The organism is Novipirellula sp., assembly GCF_041583735.1.
Lineage (GTDB): Bacteria > Planctomycetota > Planctomycetia > Pirellulales > Pirellulaceae > Novipirellula.
In genome coordinates this window covers 1-6959 of sequence record NZ_JBFHFD010000455.1, presented here as the reverse complement: position 1 = coordinate 6959, position 6959 = coordinate 1, and the positions used below count along the sequence as shown (strand labels likewise).

Sequence of the window (6959 nt, the reverse complement as noted above, 5' to 3'; positions counted from 1 at the left end):
GGCAGCGGCCCGGAATTCGTTGGTCACTGCTGCAATGCCGGGGAAATGAAGGATCAGAACGACCGAGCCACAGCGCCAGCGAGCCACAGTGCCAGCGAACCGTCGTCCGAGGACAGCAGCGGATCGAGCCAACCGTGCAACAGCACCTGGATTTGGTCTTGCGGTTGGGAGTTGGTCGATAGCGACTGCGAGGATCCCGGCGAGCCGCCTAGCAGTTCTGGAGCCTATGACGGTCAAGTTGCGGGGATGACCGCATGATTCACTGTCCCCATCTGAGCCAAGACAACGCCTGCGAAGTCGCAGGGCAAATGGCTGGCTGCAAGGTCCGAACGACGCCTTCAGCGTGCAACGCCTGCCAAGCCAACGAAAACCGGAGAGCGATCAACTTGGTCACGATCGGCATGGCGGTGGTCAACAAGAGACGTCGCAAACAGGACACGCGCGAACGCGAATCACTGCTCCGCAATTATCTGCCCGAGCGTGCTGAACCCGAGACGATCAAGATCGATCGATTCCGTCCCGGTCCCGGCAATGAACTGAAACGCATGTTGGCCTGGTTCGCCAAACCCAGCGAAACCTGCAACTGTGAAACCCGCGTCGACACGATGAACGACTGGGGTGCGGAAGGCTGCCACATTGAAAAACTGAAAGTCGCCGTCGCCGAGGACTGCATGGTCGTTCATGCCCACGTTGGAGCGAAACCCTACGGCGATTTGCGCTGTCGGCCAAAGTTCAGGAAACTCGGCCTTCGCAAACATGGATTCCATTCAATGCGATATCCCGGAGGCGGCATCGTCCATGCGTGATCAAGTCACCTTCTGTATCAAGACCATTCATCGACCCCAGTGCTGCGCCGCGCTCGTGCGGAGCATCCACGAACACTACGGAACGAATCGCCCGGCGATCCACGTGCTCGACGATGGCAAACCGGAGTTGCGATTCTCTACCAATTGTCCGACCGAAGCGGCAATGGTGGACCAATTGATCGAGACAGATTTCGACATTGGATTATCCGCCGGGCGCAATCGATTGCTTGACACGGGCGAGACGCCGATCGTCGTCTTCACCGATGATGACCATTTAGTGAGCCTTCGTGGACAGTGGCGAAATGCTGCTGCCCACCTTAAACGTCAAAGGCCGATGCACACGCATCGCCTTTTTGCGTTTATTCCCGTGTTTTCGGCACTTTCTTGCCGTGACTGGTTCGCCACGTTCGCTCTTGTCCGGTCGGGTTACCTAACCGGAAAGCAGCTTTCCGCCTCGCCACCCCGAACCCAACAACGAAATCTCTCAGACTCTCTCAGTTAACATGCTCGCCCTAGTTAACAGAAATGGGCGAGCGAGAGTATCGATGGCAGATGTGACCAGAGAGTTCGAGACCGCTGCTGTTTGAGACCGATTTCGGACGGTTTTGGGAGAATGCCAGTGCTCGATCGCCGTGATGAGTGGGGGCATCCCTGCACGGATCTGCCAGGAGATCCGTCAGCGAGCGAATTACACTCGATCATTCTTAGAGAGTGAGACGCTGGACGACGCCTGTCCCTTCGATTTCAAGACCGAGGTCTTCAATCCCGCCAGCATGCTCTCGAGTGGTAAAACCATATATCACTCGAGTCACTCTCTCCCGAGTGATATAATCCAAATCGCTTGACTCACCCAGTGATATAAGGTCGAATTTGCTCATATCTCCCGACGGACCCGCGGGCAAAAAAGATAGTTATCTGGCAACTCACCTACGTGGCATCATGACCGACGAATGGGACCGATTGGCGAACACCGAACGTTGGCGTCCGCTGGTCGCATTTATCCGCAACTGGGTTGGATCGTTCGATTCACAATGCGGTATGCCCGCGGCGGAACTCCACTTGATACTTTCGCGACACGCGTTTGCGATCCCCTCCGCTGTTTGCGAGTGGTATCAACTTTCGTCGAAATGGGATTCCCACGGGCAAAATGTATGGATTCCTGCTCAAGAACTATCCGTCGTGAATGACGCGCTACTATTGCTGACGGACGAAGAGGGGATTTCGAATTGGGGAGTCATGTCTCAAGACTTACAGATAGATGACCCGCCTGTCGTCCCTCTAGAACCGCTTGGTGAAACGATATCACTATCATTCTCCATGTTTGCTTTAGAGATGGTCGTCAATGATGTGATTTTTGATTACAACAAAGACGATCCAGCGGAGCTGTCTTCTACTTCCGGGCTATCCTGTTTTGCCTCGACCCCAGTCGGTGACTTCATGGCAGATGGTCCACTTGAATCCGCTTCCGTTATAGCGTTTGCATATCCCTCAAACGGGCCAATTCTCAGCCGGTCAAGATCGGAAGCCGGCAACTCACTGATCCGGAATTTGCAAAGTGCGCCAAAGGCCAGATAGCCAATAAGGGTTTGACTTCGCGTGCCGCGGAGATTGAGGCTGAATCTGTGTCGTTGGTTTGCGTTTAACGAATCGCAGAAGTGAGCTTGATTAGCCGAAGCTCAAGCCCTTTGTTCAAGAAGCCCGGTAGTTGCTCGTTCGCCCGCTCCATGGGTTTAGCTTCTTGCCGTCGTCAGTTTGGCCGTTAAAGAATGAGTGTCGTTGCCCCTGATCGCTGTGAGTGCGATGAGTGACGGGACCTGGCGATGTGTTCCCGGTTGGTGGGCGTGGTGAGAAACTTGGATTTTCTGGTTTTGGAGTTGAAGAAGCAGGCGACGGAGTTGAATTTGCCGAGGTCTAGTGCGAGAATCTTCATGTGCACTTTGATCCTTGTGTTTGGTGCGTGGAGTGAATGTGACCGGCAGCCGCACGCTGCCGAGATCACGGGTCCGAGTCGCCAGTTCTTTGAACAAATGGCTCCCACCCATCAAATCTCGGACTTACATGGATTCTTTATCCGACTAAATTTTTTCCTGCTATCTACGACACAACGTTTCCGTACATGATATTTCGCTTCCCTGGATGGGGCATCGGGTGGTTCGCTCCGCTGCTTGCACTTTTTGCACCCGTAGTTGCTTACGGATCGTTTGTTGACGGCTCAATTGCATTCGGTGTTTTCTGGCTGTCGGTTGGGCTGTTTGCTGCACTTACTTGGTTCCAACAACGCTGGGCGGCAATTCCGCTCATCATCTACTTTCTACTTGCGTTGACCGGGATTGCGATATCATTCGCCGCGACTGGCTTCTCGGTTTCACTTCTCGGTAAACTGCTATTCTCTTGCAGCGGCATCTACGAACTCGTAGTTTGGTATCGTTCTCCACGTGATGAATTGTTTGGTGAACTGGTTTCGGAAGATTTACCGTGACATCGCACCTGCAATCCAAAGCTGCGGATTACAAATCCGTGCACGCTGAGGACGGCATCAGGTTTTTGCAAATGGCGACTCAACTCGCCGTCCCAGGTGACGGCCACCATTCTGCCTTGAAATCCTCATCATGACACCGGCTGATCCAGCACGTATTCACCTTCTCCCTGCGAAGGCGTCGCCCTACGTGCTCGTCATCCGCCGAAAACCATCAAAGTGCTTCCACGTAATTCGGTGGAACACACGATCCGACACACTTGAACAGGGCTCGTGGTTCCACGGCAAGCTGTATCCAAAACGGTGCGACATCTCGTTCGATGGACAATGGATGATCTATCTCGCGATGGGAGCATCGGGTGATACATGGAACGGCGTCTGCCGCCTGCCCTATCTTCGGACAGTCGTTGAGGGGCCGAACATGGGCACGTGGTACGGCGGGGGGTACTGGCGCGATCGACAGACCCTTCTTCTCAATCGATGGCAGCCCGCGAAGGGATCGGTTCCATTCAAGCTTTCCGAACTTCAGCCAGAATTCGGCGGCGAAGATTTGGGCGTTCTCTACCCGAAATGGGAACGTGATGGGTGGCAACGTCGCGGAGACAACTATGGAACAAATCGTGAAATCAAGGATGCATCCAGGTATACGGTCGCCTGCGATGGCGATGATGGCTGGCAAAACAAACCGTCGCGCAAACATCCAGCATTAATCGTTCGGTACGTTGGCTATCTGGATCACGGTTACACATTCCGGTTTGCGCTCGACGGCTTTGACGACCTGCTCGACGATCATGTTGATTCGGCGTGCTGGGACAATCTCGGCAACCTTGTGTACTCACGCGAAGGAATCCTGTACAAATACTCGTTGGACGACCTCAAAAATGGTCATCCGGGAACCGTCCACGATTTGGAACCGCTCGTACAAAACGAGGCAGAACAAGGCGATGAACATGAGCCGGAATAGGCCGGTTGGCTCGCTTCGCTCGGCAACGCCAACTCCCGGCCGCGTTATCGCGGGGCGTTCTCCGACTGAAATCGTAATGACGAATCCCTATCATCCATCATATCCAGTTCCGGAACCCATCGCCGGGCGACCGCGGCTCGTTTTGCTGGCAACAACTCTTATGTGCCTCGCAATAGCCTCAACTTGGATCGATCTCTTTGATCTCTTTAGAAACTACTTCCGCAGTAACACCACGGTTCACATCCACGATAGTCACGTGTTGATTCTGCTGTTTCTTTCGCTTTCATTGTTCTGCCTTTGGTCCGAATGGTGCGGTTCCACTCGATTGCGCAGTTGCGTTGATTTCGCCCTAGCTCCGTTGGTGTTGCTAACCTTCGTTGGCCTGTACCGCATGTTCGAGAACACCGTTGACTTGCAAGAATTGGCGGACACCCCAAGGCTCGCCCTTGGTTGGCTCGCTTTTTTTGTGATTTGGCTATACGCCGCCGCGTCGTTTCGACATCGATTCAAAACCGCGGATAACCAAACCGTGAACGTGCGGACTGACAAGGTCTGATTGACTAACGGGTTGAATCCCGCTTGAGTAACTGTTGGCCATAAATTCAGTATTGAGCGTTGCAGGGAGCGCAGTCGGTGACGCTATTTCATGACGGAAATTGGACACACTGAGGCGGCTTACGCAATTCGCTGTTGGCCGTCGCTAACGTGCGAGAGCGTTTACGACGTCACGCTGCATAGGGTTTCGCTGCCGATCTTACTCCAAACCTGTCACTGCTTACTCCAGTTCGGACGATCGATATACAGAAAAATTGGAGCGACAGAAAGATTGGGTGGACGGAGTACTTTGTGGTTCCGTCTTCATTTTTCTGTCGACCATTTTCCTGTTTTTCAATGACGCATTCGAGGACGTTGCGACTTAATAGGATCGTAATCGCCAGTTCGATTCGTGATTCGCGGGCAAACATCTAAATGCGGTATTCGTTGCGAGTCTTTTGAATTTCCACAGGGCCCACGTGCTCTTGGCGCCAACTTGATAGCGATTGCAGAATGCGAGGAATTGCAATTGAGTGATGTCGGCTGTAATCCAGATGCAATAACGCGGCACACCTGGATCGGAGAGGGGGCGATGGTCAATGAGGCAGGGTTAAAATCGTCTGACACCACGTAACGGGAAACCAGTGGCAAACAGGGAACATAAAGCGTAATCTAAACCAAAGTGGGCTCGGTCTACTCACCCGGAGCGGCGGAACGCGTGGACCTCGAAGTCAAGCTCAACCGTCACCTCGCGGTTGCGCTGGACGTTATTCCGAGTGAAACTGCTACTGAGTAGGTGTTTTGCATGACGTTGATGAACCAAGAACGGTTCTGGACTATTATTGCCGAGTCGCGTTCCGAATTCGATCCGAATTGTCGTGATGGAAACATGGACTCACAGGTCGCAAGGCTTCGCGATGCGCTGTCTGAATTGCCCGCTCAAGATGTCGATTCGCTTGCCGACGTCGCGTTCGCTCCAGGCATTGAGGTCACTCGCTTTGAAGAATACGGCTATATTCCACGTGATGTCTTGCGTCGGATGAATACGTCCGAGGACGATGCCGGAATCATGGAATTCAAACATCCAGCTTCACCCGCAGGCGAAGAATGGGAAGTCGAAGATCTGCCCATACGATTTCCAAAGCTATTTGCGGCCGAAGCTCGATACGGGGTATAACCATGACATCCATCGAAGGACGCGAGCTGAGCGGTTTAGTGATGGTGAGTCTTTCGCGCGTCCTCGGTGATATCCGACGTTCGGCACTAACATCATGAGAACATTCCTCGCAATTTCGATGCTTGTCGCGTTCTGCGGACCATTGCTCGCGGACGAACAACGCAGACTTATCGTCTTCCCCGTCGACCGGTCGATTGTCGACGTCGACAATGAATTCAGTCAAAACAACCCGTTCTACAAACAACGGGCGGGAGCGTTCTACGAAATCAAGTACGTGGGGCCGTCGGCCGAAGCGCTGTTCCGCATTGCAGCTGTACGGCCCGAACAAATGCCGGGGACTCTCGACGCTTTGCGTGCGTTTGTCTATGAATGGCTTGACGCATACGTACGCGGAAACGGAGCCATTGATCCAGCCGATCGCAATACGTGCGTTGCACGACTGGATCAACGGTTCGATTCGTTGTTCGACTCTGGGCTACAACGAAAACTGTATAGGGTATGGCGAGACGATGAATCCAACCAACTTCGTTTTCTGATGGCTTCACAGCAGGGTATTCAGAGTACAGCTTCCGAACCCTCGCGTTCACCGGAGCCGGCGGCCGAGCCGCTTTCTAGTGGAAATTCGTCACCGCCGGCCCCGTGATGAATTTCGTTCATTAACGCAGAGACTCTCACGCAATGTCGGGTTGTTCGGCGATTCAAAAGCAAGGCAATTGAGTCTAATGTCGGGCTGCCCTTTTCCATTCGCGATCGAATTGATTTCGGATTCCGTCGGCGATACAATCCTCCGGTCGCGAGTGTTCGGCAGTGAATCATGGTGCAACGTGTGTGGCGAACAATGCCGGTGCATCCGAGCACACAAAAAAATATTTTCTAATGGTCACTTATCCGTTCGTGCCGGGTGACTTAGACGTTGCACGATCGAGCTGGATGGACATCAATGCTTGATGGACTAGATGACCTACCTTGGAGCGAATTCCAAGATCACTATGCGCGCCCAGC

The 6959-nt window shown here is 53.3% G+C and carries 9 protein-coding genes; 8 read left to right on the top strand and 1 reads right to left on the bottom strand.

Annotated elements, in window-relative coordinates; all coding sequences use genetic code 11:
• Both ABX962_RS25590 and ABX962_RS25585 read left to right on the top strand, forming a co-directional pair.
• A partial coding sequence (locus ABX962_RS25590) for a hypothetical protein (protein ID WP_372723570.1) occupies positions 1–258 on the top strand: 258 nt, incomplete at its 5' end.
• Positions 255–806, top strand: a complete 552-nt coding sequence (locus ABX962_RS25585; RefSeq protein ID WP_372723568.1) for a hypothetical protein — start codon at positions 255–257, stop codon at positions 804–806. The genes ABX962_RS25590 and ABX962_RS25585, both read left to right, overlap by 4 nt.
• A 75-nt stretch (positions 807–881) precedes the next feature.
• Here the strand turns inward: ABX962_RS25585 and ABX962_RS25580 are convergent, their stop codons facing one another.
• Positions 882–1004 (bottom strand): hypothetical protein, encoded by a 123-nt coding sequence (locus ABX962_RS25580; RefSeq protein WP_372723566.1) that lies wholly within the window; start codon positions 1002–1004, stop codon positions 882–884.
• Positions 1005–1745: 741 nt separating this feature from the next.
• Here ABX962_RS25580 and ABX962_RS25575 point away from each other — a divergent pair.
• From ABX962_RS25575 to ABX962_RS25550, 6 genes are all read left to right on the top strand, one after another.
• Positions 1746–2381, top strand: a complete 636-nt coding sequence (locus ABX962_RS25575) for a hypothetical protein (protein WP_372723564.1) — start codon at positions 1746–1748, stop codon at positions 2379–2381.
• 541 nt (positions 2382–2922) lie between these two features.
• The gene (locus ABX962_RS25570) at positions 2923–3285 is read left to right on the top strand and encodes a hypothetical protein (protein ID WP_372723562.1); all 363 of its coding nucleotides are present in this window, start codon (positions 2923–2925) and stop codon (positions 3283–3285) included.
• Between the two features lie 328 nt (positions 3286–3613).
• Positions 3614–4246, top strand: a complete 633-nt coding sequence (locus tag ABX962_RS25565) for a hypothetical protein (RefSeq protein WP_372723561.1) — start codon at positions 3614–3616, stop codon at positions 4244–4246.
• Positions 4247–4406: 160 nt separating this feature from the next.
• Positions 4407–4802: a hypothetical protein gene (locus ABX962_RS25560; protein ID WP_372723559.1), complete on the top strand. Its 396-nt coding sequence runs from the start codon at positions 4407–4409 to the stop codon at positions 4800–4802.
• A gap of 783 nt (positions 4803–5585) precedes the next feature.
• Positions 5586–5957 carry a hypothetical protein gene (locus tag ABX962_RS25555; RefSeq protein WP_372723557.1) on the top strand — a complete coding sequence of 124 codons (372 nt, stop codon included), beginning with the start codon at positions 5586–5588 and terminating at the stop codon, positions 5955–5957.
• 94 nt (positions 5958–6051) lie between these two features.
• Positions 6052–6600 (top strand): hypothetical protein, encoded by a 549-nt coding sequence (locus tag ABX962_RS25550; RefSeq protein WP_372723555.1) that lies wholly within the window; start codon positions 6052–6054, stop codon positions 6598–6600.
• The last annotated feature ends 359 nt before the right edge of the window (positions 6601–6959 follow it).